The following is a 449-nucleotide window of genomic DNA, read 5'->3' on the forward strand; positions in this document are numbered from 1 at the left end:
CCTCCACTACGCCGAAGAAATCGCCAAGATCGAACAAGCAGAACTCACCGCTGGTGCCGAGGCGGCACCTACGCCTGAGGCCTGATAGCTCGCCTCTGCGGTGCGTAACGGAGACGCAGGGGTTGTAAGTAACGCTACTCGACCGATTTTTCGAACCCACTATGAGTGTCAAAGACAAACGTGAAAAGATGACCGCCACCCGCGAGGAATTCGCGGAAGTACAGCAAGCGTTCGCGGCCTATGCCGACGAGTTCGCTGCCGATGTTGACGATAAACGAGACGTAAGCGAACTCGTCGATGGGATTGATACCCTGCGGACGGAGATGAACAGCACTAACGATGCGTTTCGTGCATACAGTGAGGAATTCGCCGCCGACGTCGAGCACTTCCATACGTCGGTTGCTGACCGACGCGACGCCTTCGACGCGTATGCCGACATTTTCGCGACA

The 449-nt window shown here is 56.6% G+C and carries 2 pseudogenes; both read left to right on the forward strand.

Annotated elements, in window-relative coordinates:
* Positions 1 to 85 (forward strand): annotated as a pseudogene (locus DEQ92_RS22735) (gas vesicle protein); the annotation flags it as partial.
* Between the two features lie 76 nt (positions 86 to 161).
* Positions 162 to 449 (forward strand): annotated as a pseudogene (locus DEQ92_RS22740) (gas vesicle protein GvpC); the annotation flags it as partial.

The organism is Haloferax sp. Atlit-6N, from assembly GCF_003383195.1.
Classification (GTDB): Archaea; Halobacteriota; Halobacteria; order Halobacteriales; family Haloferacaceae; genus Haloferax; species Haloferax gibbonsii.